The organism is Candidatus Schekmanbacteria bacterium, assembly GCA_003695725.1.
GTDB lineage: Bacteria > Schekmanbacteria > GWA2-38-11 > GWA2-38-11 > J061 > J061.
In genome coordinates this window covers 1-5,586 of record RFHX01000323.1, presented here as the reverse complement: position 1 = coordinate 5,586, position 5,586 = coordinate 1, and the positions used below count along the sequence as shown (strand labels likewise).

At 38.1% G+C, this 5,586-nt stretch carries 5 protein-coding genes; all 5 read right to left on the bottom strand.

Annotation, left to right across the window (positions count from 1 at the left end; genetic code table 11):
- Window positions 1-162: 162 nt before the first annotated feature.
- Window positions 163-831 (bottom strand): isoprenoid biosynthesis protein ElbB, encoded by a 669-nt coding sequence (elbB, locus tag D6734_11975; protein RMF92586.1) that lies wholly within the window; start codon window positions 829-831, stop codon window positions 163-165.
- A gap of 14 nt (window positions 832-845) precedes the next feature.
- A complete protein-coding gene (gene gatB / locus D6734_11970) occupies window positions 846-2,288 on the bottom strand; it encodes an Asp-tRNA(Asn)/Glu-tRNA(Gln) amidotransferase subunit GatB (GenBank protein ID RMF92585.1) in 1,443 nt (480 codons plus the stop codon).
- Window positions 2,289-2,302: 14 nt separating this feature from the next.
- A complete protein-coding gene (gene gatA, locus D6734_11965; protein ID RMF92584.1) occupies window positions 2,303-3,742 on the bottom strand; it encodes an Asp-tRNA(Asn)/Glu-tRNA(Gln) amidotransferase subunit GatA in 1,440 nt (479 codons plus the stop codon).
- Window positions 3,743-3,802: 60 nt separating this feature from the next.
- Window positions 3,803-4,093, bottom strand: a complete 291-nt coding sequence (gene gatC / locus D6734_11960) for an Asp-tRNA(Asn)/Glu-tRNA(Gln) amidotransferase subunit GatC (protein RMF92583.1) — start codon at window positions 4,091-4,093, stop codon at window positions 3,803-3,805.
- Between the two features lie 301 nt (window positions 4,094-4,394).
- Window positions 4,395-5,586, bottom strand: a 1,192-nt coding sequence (locus tag D6734_11955) for a hypothetical protein (protein ID RMF92582.1), incomplete at its 5' end; no start/stop codon positions are given.

The following is a 5,586-nucleotide window of genomic DNA, read 5'->3' as shown; positions in this document are numbered from 1 at the left end:
ATCTACTGTTCATAGCAAAAGAATGTTTGCAATGGACAAACCTACATACATCTTTCAAAATCCAGTGATAATTTTATCTCAAATGCTCAATTTTCTTTTAGAGACCAGCAATACTCATTCCATCGTCATTCATAATCCAACGATATTTAATATTTTGGCTAATCACCTGCAAAGGTCAATAACAGATTTTACGAGCTTTTCAATCCCTTCTGCAACTTCTGAAATCCTTGTGCCAAGCATATATGCAGGAGTTGAAACGATTTTGTTTTTCTCGTCGATATGAAATTCGCTGACTGAACACTGACAGTGCGTTGCCCCCATTTTTTCAATTTTTTCACTTGTATCAGCATCATTGCCAATAGTTAATTCAGGTTTGACATCAGTACCCTCAAAAATCTTAGCTATGACAACAGGTGAAATGCATATCGCCCCAACTGGCTTACCCGCACCAACAACTTCTTGCACCAATCTTTTTACATCTTCATTTACTCTGCATTTTTCACCATCAAAGGCATAAGTTGATAAATTTTTAGCTGAGCCAAAACCTCCGGGAATTATCAATGCATCTATATCAGAAACAGATATATCGGTTATTTTCTTTATATTTCCTCTCGCTATTCTTGCCGCTTCAACAAGGACATTGCGTTTTTCTCCTTCTGCCACTTCACCTGTGAGATGGTTGACTACATGATATTGCTCTATATCAGGTGCCATACATACAATCTCACAGCCGGCGCGGTCGATTGCCAGCATAGCACATACTGACTCATGAATTTCTGCACCATCATAAACTCCGCATCCTGATAGAAGAAGTCCTATTTTCTTTGCCATAGCATTTCCTCCTTCTATTTATTTTTCATTGCTTCCAGTTTCTCTTTCAATATCTTGTTTACCAATCCCGGATTTGCTTTGCCGGAAGTTGCTTTCATCACCTGTCCAACGAAGAAACCTGCAACCTTTTCCTTTCCTCCAAGGTACTGTTCCACTTGTTTCGTATTTTCAGCTAAAACCCTATCGATAATGCCAGCAATTTCTCCTTCGTCGCTTACCTGCTCCAATCCCTTTTCTTCGACTATCTCATCTGGCGTTTTACCATTCTTATACATCTCTTCAAAAACAGTTTTAGCAATTTTTCCACTGATTGTACCTTTGTCAATCAGTTGAAGCAGTGACGCAAAATTTTCAGGGGTTATCAATATATCAGATATTTCTTTTTCATCTTCTTTTAAAAGGCGTAGCAACTCACCCATTACCCAGTTGCTCACTTTTTTTGCATCATTGTAAATTGCAGCCACTTTCTCATAATAATCTGCAAGGGCTTTTGAGGCAGTAATCACACCAGCATCATATTCAGGTATGCCATATTGAGAAACAAACCGTTGCTTTTTTTCATCAGGAAGCTCAGGCAGTGTTTTCTTTATATTTTCAATCCATTCCTCATCAACTACGACAGGGACAAGGTCAGGACAAGGAAAGTAGCGGTAATCATGCGCTTCTTCTTTACTTCTCATCGATGCAGTTGTACCCGAGGAAGGGTCCCACAAGCGGGTTTCCTGAACTATTCGTCCACCATCCTGAAGAATATCAACCTGCCTTTCAATTTCGTATTCAAGAGCTTTCTGAAGATTGCTGAATGAATTCATATTTTTTATTTCGGTTTTAGTTCCAAACTCTTTCTGTCCCACAGGTCTGACAGAAATGTTCGCATCACAGCGAAGGCTTCCCTCTTCCATATTGCAGTCGCACACCTCAAGATAAAGAAGTATATTTTTCAACTGCGTTAAATAGGCGCGCGCTTCTTCAGGCGTATTAATATCCGGCTCACTCACGATCTCCATCAATGGGACTCCTGTTCTGTTCAAATCTACATAACTCCCATCTACGACATTTTCATGAATATTCTTGCCGGCATCTTCCTCTATATGAATCCTTACAATGCCTATCTTTTTTCTCTTGCCGTTGACATCAATTTCAAGATATCCATGCTCGCTAAGCGGCTCTTCGTACTGTGATATCTGATAGTTTTTCGGAAGGTCGGGATAAAAATAATTTTTTCTTGCAAATCTTCCATAGTTATTAATCTTGCAATTGAGGGCAAGAGAGGTTTTGATTGCCATATTTATGACTTCTCTATTGGCAACAGGAAGCACACCGGGCATTCCAAGACATACAGGACAGGTTTGAGTATTGGGCTCGGAACCAAATTGTGTTGAACAGCTGCAGAAAATCTTTGATTTCGTCAAAAGCTGTGCGTGAACTTCAAGCCCTATAACCGCTTCATAATTCATCTCTTCCTTACTCCTTATAAGGGCGGTTTTTTATCTTTAACCGCAAATTTTTCCTCGAGAAAATAAGCACATCTCAATAAAGTCGATTCATCAAAATGTTTAGAAATTATCTGAAATCCTATTGGCAAGCTCTTGCTGTCGAAACCGCAGGGAATTGAGATAGCCGGAAGCCCTCCAAGATTTACAGAAATAGTAAATATATCTGAAAGATACATCTGCAGCGGGTCATCTGCTTTCTCGCCAATTTTGAAGGCAGTTGTTGGAGATGTTGGAGTAACGATAACATCAACCTTCTCGAATGCCTTATCGAAATCTTCCTTGATTAGTGTCCTTACTTTTTGCGCCTTTGCATAATATGCATCATAATAACCTGAACTGAGGGCATATGTGCCAAGCATAATTCGTCTTTTGACCTCCGCTCCAAAGCCTTCACCTCTTGTTTTGAAATACATATCTATGAGATTGGAAGATTTTTCTGTTCTATATCCATATTTTACACCATCATAGCGAGCAAGATTTGAGGAAGCTTCTGCTGTTGCAAGAATATAATAACAGCTTACTGCATAATCAGTATGAGGCAGTGAAATGTCTATAATTTCAGCTCCTGATGATGATAGATATTCAATGCCTTTTTTCACGGCATCAGCAACTTCTTGATTCAATCCTTCACCAAAATATTCTGAAGGAATGCCTACCCTAATCCCTTTGATTTCTCCTGTGAGTGCCTTTGTATAATCAGGCCTGTCAAATTTAAGAGATGTTGAATCTCTTCTGTCATAACCTGAAATAACATTAAGAAGCATTGCACAATCCCTTACATCCTTTGTCATTGGACCAATCTGATCAAGTGACGATGCAAATGCCACAAGACCATATCTTGATACTGCACCATAGGTGGGCTTCATTCCCACCATTCCACAAAATGATGCTGGTTGACGAATTGAACCTCCTGTATCAGAACCAAGAGCGGCGATGCAGGCGTCTGCTGAAACTACAGCAGCAGAGCCGCCACTCGAACCTCCGGGGGCACATTCAACATTCCATGGATTTCTTGTTGGCCCAAAATAGGAATTTTCCGTAGATGATCCCATTGCAAATTCATCGAGATTCGTCTTCCCACAAATGACTGCCCCTGCATTGAGCAGTCTTTCCGTAACATCGGCATTATATGGGGGCCTAAAATTATAGAGAATTTTAGAGGCACAGGTAGTCAATTGATCTTTTATACAAATATTATCCTTGACTGCAATGGGAACTCCTGAAAGGGGTCCCTCTGGAAGGCCTTTTTCGATTTGATTTTTAGCATAGTCTTCAAGCACTGTTATATAGCCATTAATCTTCCCATTGACTTCTTCAATCCTTCTGAGGACCGAATCGAGGACCTCTTCCGGCTTGATTTCACCCCTATCTAAAAGCTCTCTCAACTGCCAAATGGTCTTTCTATATAAATCCATATGATATATTCCTGTTTCTTAACGATGTTTCAAAGAATTATAGTGTTTATGAAACCTAATCTATTCGATGATTTTTGGAACTTTAAAAAAGCCATTTTCACTGCATGGCGCATTTTTCAATACTTCTTCACGAGGCAGTGAATTGCCAACTTCATCTTCACGCAGAACATTATTTACATCAACTACATGAGAAGTTGGTTTAACATTTTCAGTATCAAGTTCGTTCATTTTTTCTATATAGCCAATAATTGCATCAAGCTGTGTTCTAAACTTCTCGAGCTCCTCATCACTAAATTCTATGCGTGCCAGTTGAGCAACATATTTGACTTCATCCAATGAAAGCTTCATAATAAATCACTCCTTAAATTTGTTTCCTATATATATGCCATTTATAAGCATTTCAAGGATTTTTTAAAAGAGAAGTTCTTCAATATTGGTATAGTAATTTGGAATTATGAATCTTTTAAGGCAAAGAAGCTTTTTTCTATGATTTCTCAGATTAGTATGAGATTTATTCTATAAACTAAACAAAAGCACAAAACACGGTCTTTGAAAATTATTACTCAGTGCCAATGCGCCGCAATTCAATTGTTTTAGAATAATGTCTCAAGAATCAACAACAATATCCAAAATCTTTTGCCTAACAATCTTCTTACTGCGATTTCGTTCTAAATGTCCATTTTTTATCAAGCACAAGTTTGTTTCCAGAAATATCTTCCACATAATAATCTTGAAAATAGTATGAAGGCGCTGTAAGTGAAATGGTATAAACAGTATCGTATTCAAGATTTTCAGATAGAGAAAATACAAGCGAGTTTTCAGCATAGTCATATGTTGGAAAATTAAAATACATTGTTTTGCCTCCTCCCTCTATCTGTGGAACAACATATGCTGAATTTGAAATCGGTTCATCAAACTTAACGATAAGATTCGTAGTTATAGGCACATCAGATGCATTTTCAGCAGGTGTTACAGAAGTTATCACAGGAGGAGTTACATCAGGAGTAAAAGTTTTGCTGCCGTCAGATTGATAAAACCAGTCGAATATCACTATCCCATCGTTATCAACACTGCGAATCATAATCTTCGCATAGTTGCCTTCTTTAGTTTTGACAAAATAGATTGCGTCTTTTTCAACCTCTACGGAATACTCTTCTCCATTACTTCCATACTCCATCTCAGGAGCAGTTTCTGCATCCTTCCATGTCTTTGCTGTTGATGTTACCACAAGTCCATTTATATCACCCATATAATATTGTTCAAAGAAAGATCCGCCAAGCCAGATATCTGCCTTCGTAAGACTATTCGTGCCTTTTGAAAAATCAAAATATCCCCCATCACCAGTTGAATTGACATCCATTACAGCAGTTGCCGGTTTTTTCATCTGCTTAACTGGCTCTTCGCTATCACTTTTGACTCCAATAAAAGAAACTATTTTCTTTTTCCCTTTTATCTTTACTGTTCTTTCGGAGGGTGAAAATGTATAGTTGGTCTTACTTACAAAAATTGTATATTTCTTTTTTCTTATAAGTTTCCTAAATACTGCAATCCCTTTGCTGTTTGTCTTAACAGATTTTAGGAAGGACTCATTGCCCAACATTCCAACTTCGACAGAGACTTTTTTTAAAGGTTTTTTTCTATTGTTGAGCTTTTTATACACCTTTACATAAAGAGTGGATTTTTTCTTTTGGATCTCAAGGAGATGTTTTGTGCTTTCTTGGAGGTTTTGAAGAAGCTGCCGTATTTGGGCTTCTTTTTTTTTCAAGGCCTTGAGTTTGTTTTTCAAGCGGGATTCTTTTAAAAGAAGCTTGCTCAAAGGAGATTGGATTTCCTCAAGGGCATGT

Bases quoted from the DNA above. Each gene is read 5' to 3' on its own strand.
- gatB (RMF92585.1), bottom strand. From the start codon at position 2,288: ATGAATTATGAAGCGGTTATAGGGCTTGAAGTTCACGCACAGCTTTTG.
- elbB (RMF92586.1), bottom strand. From the start codon at position 831: ATGGCAAAGAAAATAGGACTTCTTCTATCAGGATGCGGAGTTTATGAT.
- gatA (RMF92584.1), bottom strand. From the start codon at position 3,742: ATGGATTTATATAGAAAGACCATTTGGCAGTTGAGAGAGCTTTTAGAT.